At 66.0% G+C, this 19,732-nt stretch carries 19 protein-coding genes; 6 read left to right on the top strand and 13 right to left on the bottom strand.

Annotation, left to right across the window (positions count from 1 at the left end; genetic code table 11):
• Positions 1–10: 10 nt before the first annotated feature.
• Positions 11–775, top strand: coding sequence for an SDR family oxidoreductase (locus XnspCFBP7698_RS07060; RefSeq protein ID WP_104580736.1), 765 nt, complete (start codon positions 11–13; stop codon positions 773–775).
• A gap of 109 nt (positions 776–884) precedes the next feature.
• On the opposite strand, the gene XnspCFBP7698_RS07055 is transcribed toward XnspCFBP7698_RS07060, so the two are convergent.
• The 5 genes from XnspCFBP7698_RS07055 to XnspCFBP7698_RS07035 form a co-directional block, all read right to left on the bottom strand.
• Positions 885–1,586 carry a M23 family metallopeptidase gene (locus XnspCFBP7698_RS07055; protein WP_104580737.1) on the bottom strand — a complete coding sequence of 234 codons (702 nt, stop codon included), beginning with the start codon at positions 1,584–1,586 and terminating at the stop codon, positions 885–887.
• A 2-nt stretch (positions 1,587–1,588) separates the two neighbouring features.
• Positions 1,589–2,575: a L,D-transpeptidase gene (locus XnspCFBP7698_RS07050; protein WP_104580852.1), complete on the bottom strand. Its 987-nt coding sequence runs from the start codon at positions 2,573–2,575 to the stop codon at positions 1,589–1,591.
• A 291-nt stretch (positions 2,576–2,866) separates the two neighbouring features.
• On the bottom strand, positions 2,867–5,581 hold the full coding sequence (locus XnspCFBP7698_RS07045) for a TonB-dependent receptor (protein WP_104580738.1): 2,715 nt from the start codon (positions 5,579–5,581) through the stop codon (positions 2,867–2,869).
• 131 nt (positions 5,582–5,712) lie between these two features.
• The gene (locus XnspCFBP7698_RS07040; protein WP_104580739.1) at positions 5,713–6,888 is read right to left on the bottom strand and encodes a phosphatidylinositol-specific phospholipase C1-like protein; all 1,176 of its coding nucleotides are present in this window, start codon (positions 6,886–6,888) and stop codon (positions 5,713–5,715) included.
• Positions 6,889–7,023: 135 nt separating this feature from the next.
• Positions 7,024–8,982, bottom strand: coding sequence for an acetyl-CoA hydrolase/transferase C-terminal domain-containing protein (locus XnspCFBP7698_RS07035; RefSeq protein WP_146093237.1), 1,959 nt, complete (start codon positions 8,980–8,982; stop codon positions 7,024–7,026).
• A 137-nt stretch (positions 8,983–9,119) separates the two neighbouring features.
• On the opposite strand from XnspCFBP7698_RS07035, the gene XnspCFBP7698_RS07030 reads away from it, so the two are divergent.
• The 3 genes from XnspCFBP7698_RS07030 to XnspCFBP7698_RS07020 are packed head-to-tail and all read left to right on the top strand — an operon-like array spanning position 9,120 to position 11,357.
• Entirely contained in the window at positions 9,120–9,485 is a 366-nt protein-coding gene (locus XnspCFBP7698_RS07030) for a BlaI/MecI/CopY family transcriptional regulator (RefSeq protein WP_104580740.1), read from the top strand.
• A complete protein-coding gene (locus XnspCFBP7698_RS07025; RefSeq protein WP_104580741.1) occupies positions 9,475–10,779 on the top strand; it encodes a TonB family protein in 1,305 nt (434 codons plus the stop codon). The genes XnspCFBP7698_RS07030 and XnspCFBP7698_RS07025 overlap by 11 nt, the downstream gene beginning before the upstream one ends.
• On the top strand, positions 10,776–11,357 hold the full coding sequence (locus tag XnspCFBP7698_RS07020; RefSeq protein ID WP_104580742.1) for a hypothetical protein: 582 nt from the start codon (positions 10,776–10,778) through the stop codon (positions 11,355–11,357). Before XnspCFBP7698_RS07025 ends, XnspCFBP7698_RS07020 begins: the two co-directional genes overlap by 4 nt.
• A 92-nt stretch (positions 11,358–11,449) precedes the next feature.
• Here XnspCFBP7698_RS07020 and modC read toward each other — a convergent pair whose 3' ends face one another.
• The 8 genes from modC to XnspCFBP7698_RS06980 all read right to left on the bottom strand — a co-directional run bounded on the left by modC (position 11,450) and on the right by XnspCFBP7698_RS06980 (position 17,530).
• Positions 11,450–12,064: a molybdenum ABC transporter ATP-binding protein gene (gene modC / locus XnspCFBP7698_RS07015; protein ID WP_039564329.1), complete on the bottom strand. Its 615-nt coding sequence runs from the start codon at positions 12,062–12,064 to the stop codon at positions 11,450–11,452.
• On the bottom strand, positions 12,064–12,750 hold the full coding sequence (gene modB / locus XnspCFBP7698_RS07010; RefSeq protein WP_184368191.1) for a molybdate ABC transporter permease subunit: 687 nt from the start codon (positions 12,748–12,750) through the stop codon (positions 12,064–12,066). Before modB ends, modC begins: the two co-directional genes overlap by 1 nt.
• A 16-nt stretch (positions 12,751–12,766) precedes the next feature.
• Positions 12,767–13,543, bottom strand: coding sequence for a molybdate ABC transporter substrate-binding protein (gene modA, locus XnspCFBP7698_RS07005; protein WP_104580743.1), 777 nt, complete (start codon positions 13,541–13,543; stop codon positions 12,767–12,769).
• A gap of 73 nt (positions 13,544–13,616) precedes the next feature.
• Positions 13,617–14,441, bottom strand: a complete 825-nt coding sequence (locus tag XnspCFBP7698_RS07000; RefSeq protein ID WP_104580744.1) for an MBL fold metallo-hydrolase — start codon at positions 14,439–14,441, stop codon at positions 13,617–13,619.
• 13 nt (positions 14,442–14,454) lie between these two features.
• Complete coding sequence (locus tag XnspCFBP7698_RS06995) at positions 14,455–15,270, bottom strand: S1/P1 nuclease (protein WP_104580745.1); 816 nt, start codon at positions 15,268–15,270, stop codon at positions 14,455–14,457.
• Positions 15,271–15,354: 84 nt separating this feature from the next.
• Positions 15,355–15,969 carry an OmpW family outer membrane protein gene (locus tag XnspCFBP7698_RS06990; RefSeq protein WP_104580746.1) on the bottom strand — a complete coding sequence of 205 codons (615 nt, stop codon included), beginning with the start codon at positions 15,967–15,969 and terminating at the stop codon, positions 15,355–15,357.
• 119 nt (positions 15,970–16,088) lie between these two features.
• A complete protein-coding gene (locus tag XnspCFBP7698_RS06985) occupies positions 16,089–16,712 on the bottom strand; it encodes an OmpW family outer membrane protein (RefSeq protein ID WP_104580747.1) in 624 nt (207 codons plus the stop codon).
• Positions 16,713–17,017: 305 nt separating this feature from the next.
• Complete coding sequence (locus XnspCFBP7698_RS06980; protein WP_104580748.1) at positions 17,018–17,530, bottom strand: SgcJ/EcaC family oxidoreductase; 513 nt, start codon at positions 17,528–17,530, stop codon at positions 17,018–17,020.
• A 435-nt stretch (positions 17,531–17,965) separates the two neighbouring features.
• Here XnspCFBP7698_RS06980 and gap point away from each other — a divergent pair, with 435 nt between their 5' ends.
• Both gap and XnspCFBP7698_RS06970 read left to right on the top strand, forming a co-directional pair.
• Complete coding sequence (gene gap, locus XnspCFBP7698_RS06975) at positions 17,966–18,967, top strand: type I glyceraldehyde-3-phosphate dehydrogenase (RefSeq protein ID WP_039411059.1); 1,002 nt, start codon at positions 17,966–17,968, stop codon at positions 18,965–18,967.
• Positions 18,968–19,169: 202 nt separating this feature from the next.
• Positions 19,170–19,640 carry a hypothetical protein gene (locus XnspCFBP7698_RS06970; RefSeq protein WP_052077063.1) on the top strand — a complete coding sequence of 157 codons (471 nt, stop codon included), beginning with the start codon at positions 19,170–19,172 and terminating at the stop codon, positions 19,638–19,640.
• Positions 19,641–19,732: the final 92 nt, after the last annotated feature.

The following is a 19,732-nucleotide window of genomic DNA, read 5'->3' as shown; positions in this document are numbered from 1 at the left end:
GAGTTTGCCCATGTCGACCACCTCCACACCCATCACCGTGATCACCGGCGGCAGCCGCGGGCTGGGGCGCAATGCCGCGCTTGCGCTCGCTGCCGATGGCAACGACATCGTGCTGACCTACCGCAGCCAAGCCGACGAAGCCGCAGCGGTGGTGGCGCAGATTCAATCGTTGGGCCGGCGCGCGCACGCGTTGCAGCTGGATGTCGCCAAGGCCGATGACTTTGCCGGATTCGCCGCGCAGCTGAAGGCGGTGCTGGCCGGGTGGGGGCGCATCCAGTTCGATGCGCTGGTCAACAACGCGGGCACCGGCCTGCATGCCGCCATCGCCGACACCACGCCGGCGCAGTTCGACGCGCTGGTCGACACCCATCTCAAGGGGCCGTACTTCCTGACCCAGGCGTTGTTGCCACTGATCGCCGACGGTGGACGCATCCTCAACGTCTCCAGCGGGCTGGCGCGCTTCGCGCTGCCGGGTTCCTCCGCCTACGCGATGATGAAAGGCGGGGTGGAAGTGTTTACCCGCTATCTCGCCAAGGAGCTGGGTGCACGCGGCATCCGTGCCAACACGTTGGCGCCGGGAGCGATCGAGACCGATTTCAACGGCGGCACGGTGCGCGACAATGCGCAGGTCAATGCGATGGTGGCTTCGGTCACCGCGTTGGGCCGGACGGGCCTGCCGGACGATATCGGGCCGGTGGTGGCGGCCTTGCTGGCGCCGGGCACGGGCTGGATCAACGCGCAGCGCATCGAAGTCTCCGGCGGGATGCTGATCTGAGGCGTCTCCGCAGTGCGGCGATGTCGTCGGTCAGAACGCCATCGCCGCGTGCGGCAGGTCCAGCTGCGATGACGCTGCACTCCGGTATGAGGGCGCAGCGTCAGGGGAATCACTGCAGTGGCTGGTCGCCATGCAGGATGGGATAGGGATTGAGCACATCGCCTTTCCACCACTGCTTTTCCGGCCCCAGGCGGTGGATTTCGAAATGCAGATGCGGCGCGGCCGGATTTGCGTTGCCGGTGCTGCCTACATAGCCGATGACCTGGCCTCGCTTGATGGATTGCGTCTCTGCCAGCCCATCGGCATAGCGTTCCAGATGGGCGTAGTAATAGCAGTACGTGCCACCCGGCGCGAACTGATACACGGTGAGACCGCCGCGTTCGCTGTTGAACAGCTTTTCCACCGTCCCGTCGGCGACCGCAAGTACAGGTGTGCCGGTCGGTGCCAGGATATCGATGGCGTCATGCACCCGGCCTTCGCTGCGCGCATCGGTGAAGGTGTCCTGCAACTGCTCGCGGCCGATGCCTTGCACCGGAATCAGCAGGCCGGAGCCGGCCGCCGACGCATCGGCCGCCGGGGCTGAGGCGGCAGGTGCCTGGGCAGCGCTCACGGGCTCTGCCGCGGCCGGGACGGTGGGTGCGGGTGCAGGCGCAGCTGCCGACACGGCCGCGGTTGCCGTGGACGGCGCTGCAACGGCCGGTTCAGCGGTCGCTGGCGACGGCACCTGCGCCTCGGGCGCGCTGCGCTCCAGCCACCAATAGCCGCCTGCGCCGATCGCCACGCCTGCGATCAAGATCATCAGCAGTTTCATGCTTACTCCTGCATCACCACCGGCATGGACGGACCGACCACGCTGGCCAGATTGACCACATCCCAGTTGGTCAGGCGCACGCAGCCATGCGATTCGGTCTTGCCCACGTGGCCCGGTTCCGGCGTGCCGTGCAGGCCGTAGTGCGGCTTGGACAGATCGATCCACACGCGCCCGACCGGGTTGTTCGGGCCTGCCGGCAACGTGGCTTTTTTGTCGTCTTTCTTCGCGTCCCAGAACAACTTGGGGTTGTACTTGAACACCGGGTCGCGCGCGACGCCCAGCACCTTCCAGCGGCCGATCGGCAGCGGATCGTGCTTGCTGCCGGAAGACACCGGGAACTGTGCATACACCTTGCCGTCGGCATCGAACAGGCGCAGCGTCGATTCGGACTTGTCCACCACCAGCTTGGCCGGCTTGGCCAGGGGCGCGACGCCGTCGATGTTCGGCACCTGGATGACGCTGCCGGCCTTGCCCAGCTCTACGCCGGGGTTGAGCTGGCGCAGCAGTTCCGGCGCGGCATGGAAACGTTCGCCCAGCGCCTCGTCCACCGATGCGTAGCCCAGCGCAGACAACGTGGCCTGCTCGGCCGGGCCTTTGGGAATCGGCTGGAAAGGGCCGGCAACGTCGGCGTCGGTCAGCGTGTACTGCACCAGCGCCGGCGTGCTGTCGGCCTGCAGCGCCTGCCAGGTGGCGTCATCCAGCTCGCCGGTCACCTTGATCTTGTGTGCAGCCTGAAAGCCGGACACCGCCCGCTTCTGGTTGGAGCCACGTTCGCCATCGATCTCGCCCGGCGAAAAATGCGCGCGGTCCAGCAGCACCTGCGCATGCAGATCCGATCGCGGCCCGGTGTCCACCTGCTTGGCAGGAGGCGCAGCTGCCGGTGCCGGCGCAGCGGCCGCCGCAGGTTGCGGTGCCTGCGCCAGCGCAGGCAGCGACGCGCTCAGCGCCAGGGCAAGCAAGCAGACACGAGCATAGGAGCGTGATGGCATGTGCAGATCCAAGGGAGACATGCGCGCACCTTGCCGCAGCCGGCTGCGTTTTCTGCGTGAAATGGCTGCACAGGAACTGAGCGGTTGGGCAGGCGGTTTTGGGTTCGACAGGGCATGGCTGGCGGGAATGGGGAATGGGGAATGGGGAATCGTGAGAGCGGGGGATTGCGCCGGCGGATGCATTGCCGGGAATCAGGCACGGCGGCGTATGGCCATCTGTGCTGTTCGATAGCTACTGCTGCGTGGTGTTGCGCGCGCGTCAACGCGCGCGCAACACCACGCCTGCGGGCATCAGTAGGTGTAGCCCAGCGTGAGCATGTAGACGCGCCCGGTCTGCACATAGGCACCGTCGGCGCCGGGATCGTAGGCCATGTAGCGCCTGGATTTGCCCTGGGTCTCGTAGAAGGTGGCGGCGTTGAGCAGGTTCTTGGCCGACACGCCCACATCCACATGGTGCGGCAGGTGATAGGTGGCATTGAAGTCCAGCGACTTCACCGGCTGCAGGTAGTAGTTGAGCCGGTCGGTGGTCAGCCCCAGCAAATGCAGGCCGGTGTAGTTGTAGCTCAGGTCGGTGCGCAGGTGCGTGTCGTCGTAGAACAGGTCCAGGTTGTAAAGCCGTTCGGGCGCACGTGGGAGCCAGGTCTTTTCCGGCTGATCGCTGCGTCTGCTGTCTGCCTGGCTATGTTGCAGTGTGAGGTTGGCGGTGACCCCCAGGTTGCTCAAGATTCCCGGCAACTGCTGCAGCCGTTTGCTCGCTGCCAACTCCAGGCCGTAGAGCGTTGCGGTGCCGCCGTTCTGCGGCATGGTCACCGGGACACCGTTTTCGAAGGTGGTGCCGGTCGGCACCAGGCCGCCCAGCGTGTTGTCGTTGCTGGTGGCCGATTGCGAGGTATAGATGAAGCCGGAGATGCGCTTGTAGTAGGTGGAGGCGCTGAGCACACCGCCGCTGTGGTCGTAGAACTCGGCAGACAGATCGGCGTTGTCGGCCTTGCTTGGCTGCAGATCCGGATTGGGCTTGGAGATGCCGACCACCTGTTGCGTGTCGTCGATGGAATACACGGTTTGCCCGGAAATCAGGCCGAACGCCGGGCGGCTGAAACTGCGCCGGAACGAGGCGCGATACACGGTGAGATCGTCTGGGCGATAGTTGATGCTCACCCCCGGCAGCCATTGCCCATAGGTGCTGCCGGTCCCGACAAAGCGGCCGGTGACGCCGTCGCCGCTGGACTGCCACGCATCGGCCGAGTAGCGGGTCAGTTCGTAACGCACGCCGGGCAGGATGCTCACCGAACCAAGGTGCAAGGCGGCCATCGCATAACCGGCGTAGATCGCTTCCGTGCTGGAGGTGGTGTTGGCGTTGTAGTCGTTGGCGGTGTAGCGGCCGGCGCCGTTCGGATCGTCGATGTATTTGTACGGCACCGCCTGGGCGCGCATCCAGCGGCGATCCAGCAGCTTGAACGGTCCGGCATAGTGGCCGTCGAATGCGTTGTAGGTCAGCCGCCCGGGGATCGCGCTCAGCGGCGGGCCGCCGGCGGTGGGGAATGCGTAATTGGGCCCGCCGAAATAGGGGCCGTTGGTGACGAAGTTGCCGTCCTTGTGGAAGAACGGATGATCGTACGCCTCCCGTGCCGAACGATCGGCCGACAGGCCCAGCTTGACGCTGTCCAGCACCGCACCGTCGGTGCGATAGGTGATGTCGGTGTGCGCATTGGCGCGGTTATCGTGGCTGCCGGCATCGTGGCCCTGCACCTTCCACAGCAATGACGAATCCAGGTCGTAGAAGAAGTCCTTCAAGGCCGGCGTGCTCGGGCCGATGCTCGGGTAGGTGGGGTCGCTGAGGTCGAAGGCGAAGCTGCCGGGAGTAAAGCCATACAGGCTGGCCGATACATAGTCCGGTCGATTGCGGGTGCCGCGGCCGAACGAGCTGCCGTAATCGAAGCGCAGACGATCCAGGGTGGTCTGCCCACCCAACTGCAGCGTCGCCAGGGTTTCGTCGATGTCGTGGGTGTTGAAGTAGCCGCCGCGCACGGCGGTGGGCTGGGTGCGAATGGTCTCCAGGCGCGCGCTGGACTGATCCTGCTGGCCGGTGACGCCGTAGCTGCCATAGATGGCACGCGCATACAGGGCGCTGGTGTCGCCTTGCCAGTCCAGCGAAAGGCTGCCGCCGTAACGCTCGATCTGGCTGGTATAGAGGCTGTATTTGTAGCGGGTGCCGATCAACGGGCCGACGTTGCGCAGGTCGGTGGCGTCGGCAAGCGCCGGGTCGGCCGGAACGTATTTGCTGTTGGGCGCCGGGGCCTGTGCCATGTTGTTGTTCTTGCCGTAATACGCCGAGGCATACAGCCCGAACGCGTGCCCGTCGCCGAACATCCAGGCCAGCTCCTGCTGCACGGTGCCGCCGCCATCGGAACCGCCCAGATGCGAGGCCAATGCATTGAGCTGGCCGCGCGCGGTGGTCCTGGCATAGACATCCTGCGCGAAATCGAAGGCGTTCGGCGTGCGCATGTCGATGGCGCCGCCGATGGAATCGCCCGGCATATCGGGCGTGGGCGATTTGGACACCTGTACCGACTGGATGCCGAACGGCGCGAGCATGTTCAACGAGATCGCGCGCGTGGACGAGTCGGTTTCCGGCATGGCGAAGCCATTGAGCGTGTACGCGTTATAGCTGGCGTCCATGCCGCGGATGCTGACGTAGGCATTTTCGCCGGTGGTGGCCTGGCCCAGATGCATGTCGCTGTAGGCCGACAAGCCCGGCATGTGCGAGACCACATCGGCGATGCCACCGGAAGGAATCGCGTCGATCTGCTGCTTGCTCATCACGCTGTTGACGCTGTTGGCCACGCGTTGCTCGTTCAGCGATCCCGGCGCCGCGGCGTGGGTGGCTTGCACGTTGACCGAATCCAACGTGGTGGTGGTCAGCTCTGCAGCGTGTGCAAACGCTGGTGCGGAAAGCACCACGGCAATGGCACAGCTCAGGCGATGGAAGGGACGGAAAGACTGCATGCTGAGGGCTCGCGGAAGTGGGGAGGAGTGCCCGCATCCGGTGAACGGGCACGGGCTTAGATCGCCGACGCCTTCCATTGCGACAGGTCTGATGCGTGGGGCAGCTGGCGTGTGTATGCGCGGCGCGGCGCTCAGTGGCGCAGGTCGAGGCCGCTGCAGTGCACGCGCGGTCGCTGCGGATTACAGCGCGCCACCGCAGCGTGATCGAAGCGCACCACGTAGCCGTTATCGGCCGGCTCATTGACCGGGAAATCGGTACTGAGCAATTGCGCGCCGCTGGCCAGCATGGCATCGCGCCGGGAGGTGTCGTTGCGCTGCGCTTCTTTCAGGTCGGCATCGGTACGCGTACGCACCAGATAACCGGCCTTGACCAACTGCGCGATGTCATCGACGGGGCCATCGTTGCGCTCGACAAATGCCGCATCGTCCTCGCCCGGTACCGCGTTGGTGAAACACACGCGGCCGCGCAGCGATGGATGGCCGGGCAGGTAGCTGGCGCCTGCAGCGCGTTGGTCGAGCAGAAACACCACTTTGCCGCGCGCTTGTTCCAGCGACGGCCAGCCATGCGCGAGCACGCCTGCATTGAGGGTACGCGCGCTGCCCCGCACCTGATCGGGGCTGATGTACTCACCGGGCTGGAACACCGAGCGTAGTTCGGCATCCAGCGCATCCATCGCTTTTGTGTCGAATGGTTCGGGTTGCGTGGTGGGGAATGCCAGCGCTATCGGCGTCTGCTTGGTTTCCAGTAGGATGAAGATCGGCACATGACCCGGGTGCTGCTTCGACCAGGTGCGGATGTCCTGCAGGCAGGCAATCAACGGTTGGCAATTGCTGCGCTGGTCAAGATCCTGCACATGCATGACCTTGAAGCCCGGCGTCTCCATCACCCCGGCCGGCGCGCTTGCCGGTGCGGCCGATAGTCCGGCTTTGGCGATCTGCGCGACGATGGACGGGTGCGCATAGCGCCCGCCCTGTGCATCGGCGAAGACGTCCAGCTCGAGTTGGCGCACGCCAGCGTCGAGTTGTTGCGTCAATGCGGGATGGCGGTAATCCAGTGCAGCAAACAGTGCCGGGTCCAGTTGCTTCAACACAGCCGCTTCGCTGGGTGCAAAGCCGGCGTGGTAGCTGTTGTGGCTGCCGATGTACTGCAGATCGGTGAGACGCGGCGCAGCTTGCGCGGCAACATTGCTCAGCACCAGCGCGGTGAAGAAGACGATACGCGTGGTGGTTCTTCGCTTCGCGCGCACCAGCTTCGGTTTGCGGGTGATGCCTGACGTGACAGCAGTAAAAGCGCCAGAAAGATGCATGCAGCACAGCCGGAAAGCGACGAGGTCGCCATCATCGCGGCCCAGCTTGACGCAGATCTTTCCGCAGTGTGTCCGTGATGCGTCAGGTCTTGCTGCAATCGGTTCGTGTCGTTTGCAACATCGTGACACTGTTTTTCATGACGGGGCGGTCTGTTGCAGCGCATAGGTCAGCAACCGCGCCTGCACGCGGTCGCCCAGGCTGCGTGGCGCATGCAGCGCCATGCGTTGCAGGCAGGCAACATCATTCGCATCCGACGCTTTGCGTGCGAGCAGTGCGCGGCACACCGTGGCGATTTTTCCGCCGGTGCCAGCTGTTGCGTATTTGAGCCAGCTCAATGCACGCAGCAGACGTTGCTCGATCTCGGTGAAGTCGCTGCCGAGCGGGTAATCGGGCAGGCTGCCGTCGCGTCGAAATGGCGCCAGCGCCTGTTCCAGTGCCTGTGGCGTGTTGCGTTGCGCACGCGCCGGCAGCACCGGGTCGGTGCGCAGCTTGCGCGACTGTTTCGCCTGGGCAAGCAGCTCGTCCTGGAAGCGCGCATCGCAGATGGCGGCCATTTCCACCACGCAGTCCTGATCGGTCTTGTGGCGCAGATCGGCGATGCCGTATTCGGTGATGTAGACGTCGCGCAGGTGGCGCGGGATGGTGGTGTGGCCGTAATTCCAGCGCACATTGCTGGCCGCATGTGTGCCGGTCTCGCGGGTGGAGCGCAGCATCAACGTGCTGCGTGCCTGCGGCAAGGCATGCGCCATCGCTACGAAGTTGTACTGCCCGCCCACGCCGGAGACCACGCGGCCATCGTCCAGGCCGTCGGACACCGCCGCGCCCAGCGCGGTGGCCATCATGCAGGAATTGAAGAAGCGCGCATCGTGGCGCTGCAAGCGCTCCAGCGCTTCATTGCCGCCGTAGAGCTGGTTGATCTGGCTGATGCGGCGCATGCCGATGGCAGCGCGCGTGGCGGGCGGAAGGTCGCGCAGCCATTGATAGAAGTCCGGCGAGCCAAGATAGAACGCGCCATGCAGGAACTCGCCCTCCTGCGCCAGCCGCGCGTGGTCGGCAGCGTCGGCGCGGCCGTCGGCCATGCGCTGCATCAGCGGTAGATCGTCGTGCACCTTGCGGCGGATCACGCCACTGTCCACCAGTTGCTTGAAGCCTTCGTTGAGCATTTCGCTGCAGCCGTACAGGCCGACCTCAAACGGCGCCAGGCCACCGCTGGCGCGTACGGCAGGGTGCTGTTCCAGATCCGGGTCCAGCGCCTGCAGCACACGCCGATAGGTGGCGTTGTCGGTATGCCGCAGGACCAGCGCATGGCTCAGCGCGTCGGCCAGGGTGCCGATGCCGATCTGCAGCGTGCCGCCATCGCGTACCAGCGTGCTCGCATACAGGCCGATGGCGTAATCGACGCTGGTGACCGGCTGCCGCGGCAGCCCGAACAGCCGCGGCGACGGGCCGGGCAGGTCGATGACCAGGTCGAAGAACGCCGCATCCACCGCCGCCGTGCCGCCGATCCACGGCAGCTGCGGGTCCACTTCGGCCACCAGCAATGGACGCGGCAGGCCCAGCGCCTGCACCGCGTCCAAGGTGTCCTGGGTGATGTCGTTGTTGCACGACAACGACAGCCGCGCGCCGCCGGGTTCGCGTGCGACCTTCTGCACGATCAGGTTCGGCGCACGCTGTGCCACTGCCGCGGCGGCGTGGGTGTAATTGAGGCTGGTGTAGTCGGCCTGGGCCTGACTGGAATGCAGCAACCCGCCGGACTGCATGTAGAACTCTTCCACCTGCACATGCGCGGGCAAGGCGTCGCGCAGCATGGCGTCCACGTACGCCAGACGCGGGAACTCCTCGCCGAAGTGACGCGCAATGAACGGTGCGGCAAAACGCCCTTCCAGCCCCGCGCCCGGCCTGGGCGGGTTGAGCGAGAGCGCGGTGTACAGCGCCAGCGGCCGTGACGGGGTGTCCTTGAGTTGCGCGTACAGCGCGTTCAACAACCGGTGCGGTTTGCCGATGCCCAGTGGCGCGCCCACCCGGAGCGGGCCATCGATGCGTTGCAGGATCCGCTCCACGGCGGCGGACAGGCTGGTGAGGTGTTCGGTCATCGGTGCAGGGTAGCCGAGCCGATGGGAGAGCGCGTGTTGCAGAACCGGCGCGACAGCCGCACGCGATGGGCCTAGGTCAGCGCTTGACATGAGTTTCGTTTACGCGCGTAATCGAAAAAAATGACGGGTGTCATTGCATGGCGATCAGCGACGCAGAGGCAGTGGTGATGCAGGTGCTGTGGGACCGGGCACCTCGGACCGCAGAGGAAGTGGTGGCGGCACTGGCAAGCACCGACTGGGCCGAGCCGACCATCAAGACCTTGCTTAACCGCCTGCTCACCAAGGGCGCCATCGCGGCGCAGAAGGACGGACGCAGATACCGTTACACCCCGGTGTTGCAGCGCGAGCACTGGGTGCAGCAGCAAAGCGAAGGATTGCTGCAGCGGTTGTTCGGTGGACGGGTGGCGCCGCTCGTGGCGCACTTCAGCGAGCGTGGAAAGCTCAGCGCGTCCGACATTGCCGAATTGAGGCGGCTGCTCAAGGAGTTGGACGATGAGTCTTGATCCCGTGCTGTGGCTGCGCGCCGCGCTCTACACCACCGCAGCGCTGCTGGCCTGCCTGCTGCTGCGCCGGCCGCTGCGTGGCCGGCTCGGGGCAGGGGCCGCCTATGCACTCTGGGGCACGGTGCCGCTGGCCCTGGTGGCGGCGTTGCTGCCAGGTCCCTCGATGGAGATCGCGCTGTTGAAGATGCCGGCGCCGGTGCCCGTGCCGGTTGCGGCGCATCCGGACGGGCAGGGCGCCGGCTGGCAGCGCATGTTGCTCAACGTGTGGCTGGCCGGTGCGCTGCTGACGGGCCTTTCCCTCTGGCGTGGACAGCGGCGTTTCGTGCGCAGCCTAGGGCCATTGCGTGCGCTGGACAGCACCGTGTGGGTGGCCACGCACGACGGCGGCCTTCCGGCGTCGCTGGGCATCTGGCGCCCGCGGATCGTGCTGCCGGGGGATTTCACCACGCGTTACAGCGCCGGGGAGCGTGCGTTGATCCTGGCGCATGAGCGCCTGCATCTGCGCCGCGGCGATCTGCATGCCAATCTGCTGGCCAGCGTGCTGCTCTGCCTTGGCTGGTTCCACCCGTTAGTGCATCTGGCATGGCGCGCGTTTCGCCTGGATCAGGAGCTGGCCTGCGATGCAGCGGTTCTGGCACGCCATCCGGGCCAGCGCCGCCGCTATGCCGGTGCGATGCTCAAATGTCAGCTCGCCGGCAGCACCTCGCCGCTGGCCTGCCACTGGGCGGCGAGGCCTGCGTTGTTGCAGCGGCTGGCGGCCGTGCATGCGCCGGCGCCGGATGCGCGGCGTGCACGCCGGAACCTGCGTAGCGTGGTGGCGCTGACGCTTCTGGTCAGCGTCGGCGGCTGGTTGCTCCAGCCTGCGCCTGTGCAGGCCACGCGCGACTCGGCGGCTGCCTTCGACTACAGGACGATGCAGGCGCCGCGGTACCCGGCGAACGCGATCGCCGCCAATCTCGGTGGCGTTGTCGAACTGCAGATTGCGGTGAGCCCGCGTGGCGCGCCCGACCACATCGCCATCGTGCACAGCCGGCCCGCCGGCGTATTCGATCAGGTGGTGCTGGAGGCCGCGCGTCACTGGCGCTTCCAGCCCGCGCTGGTGGATGGGCAGCCAGTGGCCGCGCAGATACGCGTGCCGGTGCGGTTCGATCCGGACCCGCCGGAATCGCCGGAACCGCCGGAACCGCCGGCCACTGACGCCGATGCCGGCGGTGAGGGTCGGCATGCTCCAGCGTCCGGGCGCCTTGCCGCCTGCGCGACAACCGGATGCGTACCGCAGGAGATGCTGCAATGAACGACCGGCGTGGGTGGTGGATTGTGGGTGTGCTGTTGATCAGCGGATGCGCCAGCCAGCGCGTGGCGGAGCCGCAGCGCCACCAGCGCGAGGATTCGGTGGATCAGCGCATGTTGCCGTCGCAGTCGGGTGCGGGGAGCGCTTCCACTGCCTCCTACACGCTGTCGCAAACGCAGCGCTTTCGCATGCCACGCGCGCTGCGCAGCGAAACGCCGGCGCTGCCGCCGGACTCGCCACGCCAGACCCTGCCGCCAACCACCGTGTGTGCGCATGTGATCCTGTCCGCCGACGGCGCCGTGCAACGCGTGGACCCGATGTCCGATCGCGACGAGTGCGCCGCCGGGCTGTTGCCGAGCAATGCGGATCTGATGCAGGCCGTACGCAGCACGGTGCTGCACTGGCAGTTCGTCCCGGCGGCCCTGTGTACGTACGCGCCCGGCGCGGCGCAACCGTCCGCCCTGGATGACTGCACCGGGGCGACGCGGCAGGAACCGGTGCCGGTCACGCTGTCGTTTGCGTTCACCTTCGAGGTGCGGCAGGGCAAGGTGAGCGTGCGTACCGGCAAGGTTGCGCGGTGACGGCAACCTCTCGCAGGCCTGCGTCAGCCTGTGTTGCGTCGGTCTTCGGCGTTACGCCGTCCTGCAACGGGTGGGTCTCCAGCCGGGGGCGCTCACGCCAGCACGTGCACGCTGTCGGCAATGCGCTGCACTTCGTCCGGGTTGTGGCTGACGTAGAGCATCGGCAGGCGGATTTCATCGCGCACGCGCTGCAGATAAGGGATCAGCTCTTCGCGACGTGCCTGGTCCAGCGCCGACAACGGTTCGTCGAACAACAGGATGGCCGGTTGCGACAGCAACGCACGCCCGATCGCCACCCGTTGCGCCTCGCCGCCGGACAGGTTGCGCGGCCGGCGCTGCAGCAGCGGCGCGATGCCGAGCAGGGCCACCACATCGTCGAACCCGAATGGCGCCGCCCCCCGCGCATGCCGGCCGTAGCGCAGGTTGCGCCGCACATCCAGGTGCGGGAACAGCCGCGCATCCTGGAATACGTAGCCGATCCGGCGTTTGTGCGTGGGCAGGTCCACGCCGTGCCGGTCGTCGAACAGGCAGCGTCCATCGATGCGGATATGCCCGGCATGCGGGCGCACCAAGCCTGCGATCGCATTGAGCACGGTGGTCTTGCCGGCGCCGGACGGCCCCACCAGTGCCACCACCCGCGCCGCATCCTGGATGAGGATGTGCCGCCGGAACTGGCCGCGCTGCAGCTGCAGATCGATCTCCAGCATCAGTCTTCCTCACGCGGGTGCGGCCGCCGCACCAGCCATTCGGACAGCAGCAACGCCGCCAGCGAAATCGCCAGCGCCACGCCGGCAAGACGCCACACGCCCGATTCCATGCCCGGCACCTGCATCAGGCCGTAGATGGCCGACGACAGCGTCTGCGTCTGGCCCGGAATATTGGAAACGAAGGTGATGGTGGCACCGAACTCACCCAGCGCCTTGGCAAAGGCCAGCACCATGCCGGCCACCAGGCCGGGCCAGGCCAGCGGCAAGGTGATGCTGAAGAACACCCGCCACGGGCCGGCGCCCAGCGTGGCGGCGGCCGCTTCCAGGCGGCGATCGGTGGCTTCGATCGACAGCCGGATCGCGCGCACCATCAACGGAAATCCCATCACCGCGCAGGCCAGCGCCGCACCGGTCCAGCGGAACGCGAACTGCACGCCGAAGTGTTCCAGCAACCAGCTGCCGACCGGACCCTGCGTGCCCAGCAGGACCAGCAGCGCATACCCGGTCACCACCGGTGGCATCACCAACGGCAGATGCAACACCGCGTCCAGCACTGCCTTGCCCGGGAAACGCCGCCGTGCCAGCAGCCAGCCACAGGCAATCCCTGCCGGCAGGCTGGCCAGCGCGGCCACGCCGGCCACCTTCAGACTCAGGGCAATGGCGGTCAGCTCTTCCGGGGTGAACATCGACAAACGGTGCGCCTCAATCCTTCGGCAAGAAGCCGCGACGGGTGAAGATCGCCCGGGCAGGTGCGCTGCGCAGCCACTGCACGAACGCTGCCGTCTGCGGGTTGCGGCTGTTCTTCAGCGCGGCCACCGGATACACGATCGGCGCATGGCTGGCAGCGGGAAAGGTGGCCACCACGCGCACCTTGGGGTCGGCGCGCGCGTCCGAGCCATAGACGATGCCCAGCGGCGCCTCGCCGCGCGAGACCAGCATCAGTGCTGCCCGCACACTCTCCGACTCGGCCAGGTGCGCGCGCAGCGCGTCCCACTGGCCGAGCGTGCGCAGCGCGGCGGCCGCGTATTTACCGGCCGGCACGCTGGTGGTCTGGCCGACCGCCATGCGCCCGTCCTTGCCCAACGCCTTGGCAATGCTGCCCGGCGTACCCAGATCCAGCTGCAGCTTGCTGGCGGCCGGCGCGATCAGTACCAGCGTGTTGCCGAGCAGATCGGGGCGTTGCGCCGGCGCGACCAGGCCGTGCTGTTGCAGATAGTCCATCCATTCCAGATCGGCCGAAAAAAACACATCCGCGGGCGCGCCTTGTTCGATCTGGCGTGCCAACGCCGAGCTCGCCGCGTACGACACGCGCACCGGCGTGCCTGTGGCCTTCTCGAACGCGGCCGCAGCCTCGTCCATCGATTCCTTCAGACTGGCCGCCGCAAACACCGTCACCGGCGCAGCTTGCGCAACGGCCAATACGGGCAGGGCAAGCATCAGCACGCACAACGCGCGCTGCCAGAAACCGATCGTGCGCATGGGCAACTCCAGCAGGGGCAGACACCGATCATAGCGGCTGCGCCGTGACCGGCGTGGCGAACGCCAGCGAATGCTACCGAGCCAGGTCGTCGCAGCGGCCGGCCTGCAGGTTGGCCTGCAAGGCCGGGCGGATCAGCCTGGGCTCCGGCAGGGTGGCATCGCGGGCCTGGCGCTGGGCCACGAAACTCTCGATGTCCACGCCCTCGCGCACATGGATGTTGCTGCGCCGCTGCACGCCGATGCTGGTTTCATGCGCCACGGCCCGACCACCGGGGCCATAGTCGTGGCAGACGAACACCCGCGTGTCGTCCGCCAGCGCGTACAGCCGCTGGATCGATGCATACAGTTGCCGTGCATCGCCGCCGGGGAAGTCGCAGCGTGCGGTTCCCGCGTCGGGCATGAACAGCGAGTCGCCAGGAAACAACGCATCGCCGATCAGGTACGCGATGCTGTCGCTGGTGTGCCCGGGCACGGCAATGACGCGTGCGGCGATGCCGCCGAGCATGAAACGCTCGTCATCGGCAAACAGATGATCGAACTGCGAGCCATCGGCACGGAAGTGCTGCGGCAGCGCATAGCGTAGTGCAAGCGTCTGCTGCACCTGGCGGATGCCTTCGCCGATCGCGATGCGCGCCTGCGGCCAGTGCTGCTTCAGCCACTGCGCTGCCGACAGGTGATCGGCGTGCGCATGGGTTTCCAGCAGCCAGTGCAGGTGCCAGCCGCGCTGCCGGATGGCATCGGCGATGGCCTGCGCGGCACGGGTTTCGATGAGGCCGCTGTCGGCTGCATAGTCCAGTGCCGGATCGATCACCGCGGCCGCGCCGGACGCCAGATCGGCGACCACGTAGGTGAAGGTGTTGCTCTCGGCATGGAAGAACGCAAGCACCTCGGGCTGCATCGGTGTCTCCAGGTCAGGGGGTGGCCAGTGCTGCGTTGAGCACGGCGGCCAATCGGTCGCCGGCCAGGCGCAGCTGTGTCTCGGCCATCGGTCGATAGGTGGCGATGTAGCTGGCCGGCAGGACGTGCGTGGCCGGATAGACGCCAGGGGTCACGGCGATCCTGCACGAGGCCTGCGCCCACGCGGCGGCGGGCGGCGGCAGGACCGGCGACACGGCGGAGGCCGCCGGCAGGGCTAGCAGCCGTTGCAGGTAGTCCGCGTCACTGAGGTGACGGTCGTTGAGCATGCCGCTGTCCCACAGCGCGTGCAGGTTGCTGCCCTTGCCATCGACCTGCAGCTGGAAGTCGTTGCCGCCCTTGTCGTGCGCGTAGCCGGCGTGCATGGGCTGATGGATGTCGCCGACAAAATGCACCACGAACTTCAATGCCTGACGACGCACCTCCAGCGGCTGGCTGCGGTCGGCCAGCAGGGCGGTCTGCCGATCGAGTGCGGCGATCACGCAGTTGCCATCCGGGCAGTCGCGCGGCGGCGCATAGCTGCAGTCCTGTTCGCCCAGGTTGACGTAATGCCACGGCCCGGAACGCTTGCCCAGGTCCGGGTCGTGCTCGCGCAATTCATCGGCCCAGGTCGCGACGCCATGCAAGGTCGCATCGGGCTCGCCGGCAAGCAACTGCGCCACCTGCGCGCGTGCCTGCGGGCTCAGTTCGGTCTCGGCCACGCGTGCCACCAGGCGGTGCCCCTGCGGGCCCCAGGCGAACGCGGTGATGGGCTGGATCGCCGTGGTCAGCGCCACGGCAAGAACAACGAAAGCGGGGGAGAAGGTCTTCATCCCCCGATTGTACGCAACCACCCGGGACGGTTTGATGGCGGTTGCAGTCATGTCGCCGCCGCGCAATGGCGACCACCTGCACGATCAGTAATAGAGCAGGTAGGAGATGCCGTATGTCAGTGGATCGACCCGGGCCTTGCCCAGCCGTGCGCCGTTGAAATCGACATTGCTGCGCGAGTCGGTCCAGCGTGCGTCGATGCGCAGGCCGCTGCGATCATCGAAGATGAAGTCCACACCGACGTGCGCGGTCGCGCCCACCGAATCACCGAAGCGCAACTCGCCGTTGCCGATGCCTTGCGCGGTGTCTTCGCCCACGAAGGCGGTGTAGTTGATGCCGACGCCCACGAACGGGGACACCGTGCCATAGCCGTTGATGTGGTACTGCAACAGCACGCTGGGCGGCACCGACCAATAACTGCCCACCTTGCCGGCACCTTCCAGCTCGATGTCGTGCTTGCCTGCCACCGCCGCATGCACTTCGATTCCCAGATTGTTGCGCAGGAAGTATTCGTAGGTGAACGACAGCGCTGGCGCGCCCTTGATCTCCCCGTGTGCACCGCCGAAGGTGCCGCTGTCTGACTTGGGCGAGACATAGCCGGCGCCGTAGCCGGTCGTCCAATGGCCGGCCGACTGTGCAAGAGCGGGAGCGGCCGAAGCGGCCAGTGCGATGGCGAGGGCGGTGCGGATGAACGTGCTCATGGAATCCCCGGTAGGTCGGACAGGCATTCGACGTGACCGACCTGTCCGCAACTCCGGCGGTGGATGCACGTCCCTGGATCGCCAGTGTGCCAGAGATGCACCGCGCTTGCCGCTGTGACTCAGAAGCGGTGCACGTACGCCGCGCCATAGACCAGCGGATCGATGTTGACCGTGCCGATCCGGGTGCCATTGAGGCGGGCCTCGCTGTCGATGTCGATCCAGCGCACATTCACGCGCAGGGACCCGCGTTCGCTGAGTTTGACGTCCAGGCCCGCGTGCAGGGCCAGGCCCCACGAATCGTCCAGCTCCAACTCGCTGCCAGCCAGCGCGCCGCGGGTGTCGGTGCTGAAGAAACGGGTGTAGTTGATGCCCGCGCCGAGGAAGGGCGACACCTTGCCCTGGCTGTTGAAGTGGTACTGCAGCGACACCACCGGCGGCAGGTGCTTGGTGCTGCCGACGCGGCCCAGTCCACGCAGCGCGATGTCGTGCTCGAACGGCAGCGCGGCCAGGACCTCGATGCCGAGGTTGTCGGCGATGAAGTATTCGGCGGTGAAGGTCGGCTTGATGTCCTTGCCTACGTCTGCTTCCAGCGTGCCGCCAACCAGGCGGCCATTATCGGATTTGGGAGCGACCTGGTGGGCGCCGACGGCAACGGTCCAGTCGCCTTTGGATTGAGCCAGTGCGGGGACGCTGGCGAACGTGGCGGCCAGACTGGCGAGCAGGAGGGTAGAGCGCATGCGCATGGAAACTCTCGTTGTGTGCAGGGGATGGACGAAGTCTTGTGGGTTTGGCCCGGCGACGCCTTGATCCTGATCAAACCAGGGCCGGTTGCGTGCGATGGATGCGCGCGTTGCCGGCGGTCAGGCACCGGCTGCTGCGCTGCGTCGCAGGTGTGGCAGCAGCGCTCGCCGTGGAGCAGATCAAGCGCGCGCGGCGCATCGGTTGCGGCGTGCGCCGCGGGCCGCGCCACCGTCGGCAGGGGAGGTGTGCTGACGGTGACGCGCGCCAGGGCGCAGTCAGCGGGTGGCGTGTCGCGATGCGACCGCACTCACTTGGCCCTGGCGACCTTCGGTGTATCCACTTCCGGCATCGCCGAGCTGTGGTGGTTGATGATCAGCCACTTGCCGTCGCGCTTTTCGTACACGAAGGTGTAGCGCGCCTGCACGTCGCTCTTCTTGCCGTCCTTGTCGGTGAGCGTGAAGGTGTAGACACCGGCGTCCACGGCGCTGTCGTCATCGAGCACGCGCACGGTGCGGTAATTGACCACGCCCTTGGGCTTTTTGGCCAGGAACATCTCGAAGTACTTTTCGATCTGCGAGCGTGACGCGCGGACTTCGTTGGAGACCGTCGGCAGCAATACGCCATCGGGTGCATACAGATCGGCCACCTTGTGCGGGTTGCCCGAGGCCAGGGCCGCGTTCCAGGTGTCGAACAGCGCAGCGACTTCGCGCGCTTCACCGTCGGCAGGCAGCGAAGCCTTTTCGGTGTAATGCATCACGCCAGCGGCCAGCGCCGGGGTGGCGGCCAATGCCAAAGCGACAGAGAACAGGGTGCGACGCATGGGGAATCTCCGTGTGAGTGAGTGGGTGCCTCAGCAGGCAGGGCCAGTATCGAAATCCACGGAGTGCCGAAATGCTGCTGGTCGGCATATGCCTGAATACGCTTCTCGGCATAGTTGGTTGAAAGGTAAGTTATTGGAAAACAAAGTAGACCGGTGCATGGCGTGGTGCGCCCGCGCCTGCGTTGGTCATGCAAGCGGGCATCGTCAGGCCCGCTTGGCAGGCAGGTGGCCCGTCACCAACCGCATCCCGCGCCGGACCGTGCCGATCTCTACTGAACCAGAGCAGGCGTTGCCACCTCTTCTGCGGCTCTCCTTCCGTCTCCCCCTTCGCACTGCCAGCGCTGACGCGGCTGCACGGCCGTACCAGAAGGACGCTGCTAGAATGGCAGCCCCTTTCCATCCGCCGCGCTGTCGCGGCCGCAGGAGCTTGTGAACATGGCAATCAAGGTTGGCATCAACGGATTCGGTCGCATCGGACGCAACGTGCTGCGCTCTGCGGTGCAGAACTTCGCCAATGACATCGAGATCGTGGCCATCAATGACCTGCTCGAGCCCGACTACCTGGCCTACATGCTGCAGTACGACTCGGTGCACGGCCGCTTCAAGGCCGAGGTCTCGGTCGATGGCAACACGCTCATCGTCAACGGCAAGAAGATCCGCCTGACCCAGGAACGCGACCCGGCCAACCTCAAGTGGGACGCTGTCGGCGCCGACGTGGTGATCGAATCCACCGGCCTGTTCCTGACCAAGGACACCGCGCAGAAGCACATCGATGCCGGCGCCAAGAAGGTGATCCTGTCGGCGCCGTCCAAGGACGACACCCCGATGTTCGTCTACGGCGTCAACGACAAGACCTACAACGGCGAAGCCATCGTCTCCAACGCCTCGTGCACCACCAACTGCCTGGCGCCGTTGGCCAAGGTCATCAACGACAAGTGGGGCATCAAGCGCGGCCTGATGACCACCGTGCATGCGGCGACCGCAACCCAGAAGACCGTGGACGGCCCGTCCAACAAGGATTGGCGCGGCGGCCGCGGCATCCTGGAGAACATCATTCCGTCCTCCACCGGCGCGGCCAAGGCCGTGGGCGTGGTGATTCCCGAGCTCAACAAGAAGCTCACCGGCATGAGCTTCCGCGTGCCGACCTCCGACGTCTCGGTGGTCGACCTCACCGTCGAACTGGAAAAGCCGGCCACCTACGCCGAGATCTGCGCGGAAGTGAAGGCACAGAGCGAAGGCGCGCTGAAGGGCGTGCTGGGGTATACCGAAGACAAGGTCGTGGCGACCGATTTCCGCGGCGAAACCTGCACCTCGGTGTTCGACGCCGACGCCGGCATCGCGCTGGACTCCACCTTCGTCAAGCTGGTGTCCTGGTACGACAACGAGTGGGGCTATTCCAACAAGTGCCTGGAAATGGTGCGGGTGGTTGCCAAGTAAGTTTTTGGCTTGAAATAAAAGGGCCCCGGCATGCCGGGGCTTTTTTTGGCCACGAATTTTCGTGTGTCCTGCATTGTTGCCCCTTGCCTGGCGGCTCAGAAGTGGACTTTGACCGACTCACGTGCGCTAATTCACCCGCACGGCGGCCGTTCCCGTGTCGTGTACGAAGGATCGGGGAACTCCATGGATCGAGAGAATGACGATGAATAAATTTCTTGCGGGCGCACTGGCGTTCGGTGTGGTCATTGCGGTTTCAGCTCCGCTGGACAGCTGGGCGGCCAAGAAGCAGACCGGTACGCCGGCCTGGATGAATGCCGATGGTGAGGTGATCAAATCGTCCGATGTCGAAGCCGGCTACGGCGAGACGGTCAAGGGCGTCAACGATTACGAAGGCGAGATCACCGGCAAGCCGGCACCGGACAGCAAGTTCACCCAGTTGAAGATCGGGATGCCGATGAAGCAGGTGACCGATCTGATCGGGCAGCCAACCGACCAGGGCTCGTATGTCACCGGCAAGGCCTTTATCCCGTTTTTCTATGGTGGCGACCGCTATCGCCATGAGATGGCCTACAAGGGTCAGGGGCGTCTGGTCTTCGCTGGCAAGTCGATGGATACCGGCGGCAACCTGATCTGGATCATCCATAACAAGAACGACAGCGGCTACCGCGAATAAGTGTTCAAAGCGCCCGGTTCTCCGGGCGTTTTCTTATGCAAGGTGCCACTGCAGCCACGCGTAACGCCGCTGCTTGTCCACTCTCCAACCAG

The organism is Xanthomonas sp. CFBP 7698, from assembly GCF_003600855.1.
GTDB lineage: Bacteria > Pseudomonadota > Gammaproteobacteria > Xanthomonadales > Xanthomonadaceae > Xanthomonas > Xanthomonas cannabis.
Note: the sequence above shows the minus strand (reverse complement) of the source record. Positions and strands in the feature narration are given on the sequence as shown.

Coding starts and splice junctions, on each gene's coding strand:
- XnspCFBP7698_RS07060 (WP_104580736.1), top strand. CDS start 11: ATGTCGACCACCTCCACACCCATCACCGTGATCACCGGCGGCAGCCGC.
- XnspCFBP7698_RS07055 (WP_104580737.1), bottom strand. CDS start 1,586: ATGAAACTGCTGATGATCTTGATCGCAGGCGTGGCGATCGGCGCAGGC.
- XnspCFBP7698_RS07050 (WP_104580852.1), bottom strand. CDS start 2,575: ATGCCATCACGCTCCTATGCTCGTGTCTGCTTGCTTGCCCTGGCGCTG.
- XnspCFBP7698_RS07045 (WP_104580738.1), bottom strand. CDS start 5,581: ATGCAGTCTTTCCGTCCCTTCCATCGCCTGAGCTGTGCCATTGCCGTG.
- XnspCFBP7698_RS07040 (WP_104580739.1), bottom strand. CDS start 6,888: ATGCATCTTTCTGGCGCTTTTACTGCTGTCACGTCAGGCATCACCCGC.
- XnspCFBP7698_RS07035 (WP_146093237.1), bottom strand. CDS start 8,982: ATGACCGAACACCTCACCAGCCTGTCCGCCGCCGTGGAGCGGATCCTG.
- XnspCFBP7698_RS07030 (WP_104580740.1), top strand. CDS start 9,120: ATGGCGATCAGCGACGCAGAGGCAGTGGTGATGCAGGTGCTGTGGGAC.
- XnspCFBP7698_RS07025 (WP_104580741.1), top strand. CDS start 9,475: ATGAGTCTTGATCCCGTGCTGTGGCTGCGCGCCGCGCTCTACACCACC.
- XnspCFBP7698_RS07020 (WP_104580742.1), top strand. CDS start 10,776: ATGAACGACCGGCGTGGGTGGTGGATTGTGGGTGTGCTGTTGATCAGC.
- modC (WP_039564329.1), bottom strand. CDS start 12,064: ATGCTGGAGATCGATCTGCAGCTGCAGCGCGGCCAGTTCCGGCGGCAC.
- modB (WP_184368191.1), bottom strand. CDS start 12,750: ATGTTCACCCCGGAAGAGCTGACCGCCATTGCCCTGAGTCTGAAGGTG.
- modA (WP_104580743.1), bottom strand. CDS start 13,543: ATGCGCACGATCGGTTTCTGGCAGCGCGCGTTGTGCGTGCTGATGCTT.
- XnspCFBP7698_RS07000 (WP_104580744.1), bottom strand. CDS start 14,441: ATGCAGCCCGAGGTGCTTGCGTTCTTCCATGCCGAGAGCAACACCTTC.
- XnspCFBP7698_RS06995 (WP_104580745.1), bottom strand. CDS start 15,270: ATGAAGACCTTCTCCCCCGCTTTCGTTGTTCTTGCCGTGGCGCTGACC.
- XnspCFBP7698_RS06990 (WP_104580746.1), bottom strand. CDS start 15,969: ATGAGCACGTTCATCCGCACCGCCCTCGCCATCGCACTGGCCGCTTCG.
- XnspCFBP7698_RS06985 (WP_104580747.1), bottom strand. CDS start 16,712: ATGCGCATGCGCTCTACCCTCCTGCTCGCCAGTCTGGCCGCCACGTTC.
- XnspCFBP7698_RS06980 (WP_104580748.1), bottom strand. CDS start 17,530: ATGCGTCGCACCCTGTTCTCTGTCGCTTTGGCATTGGCCGCCACCCCG.
- gap (WP_039411059.1), top strand. CDS start 17,966: ATGGCAATCAAGGTTGGCATCAACGGATTCGGTCGCATCGGACGCAAC.
- XnspCFBP7698_RS06970 (WP_052077063.1), top strand. CDS start 19,170: ATGAATAAATTTCTTGCGGGCGCACTGGCGTTCGGTGTGGTCATTGCG.